At 68.3% G+C, this 202-nt stretch carries 1 pseudogene; it reads right to left on the minus strand.

From position 1 onward, the window contains the following. Positions 1 to 202: pseudogene (locus IO33_RS0142495) on the minus strand (IS630 family transposase); the annotation flags it as partial.

Consider the following 202-nt stretch of genomic DNA (forward strand, 5'->3'; position numbering starts at 1 on the left):
CGACCACATCGCGGACCTTGTCGATGAACAGCGGGTCCGTGGACAGCTTGAACGTCTCGGAACGGTGCGGGGCCAGGGCGAAGGCGCGCCAGATCCGTGCGAGGGCCGACTGGGACATCCCGGTCGCCGCCGCCATCGACCGGGTCGACCAGTGCGTGGCGTTCGCCGGCTTCTCCTCCAGCGTTTTGACGATGACCCGCTC

Source organism: Streptomyces durhamensis (genome assembly GCF_000725475.1).
In the GTDB taxonomy this organism is placed as follows: domain Bacteria; phylum Actinomycetota; class Actinomycetes; order Streptomycetales; family Streptomycetaceae; genus Streptomyces; species Streptomyces filipinensis.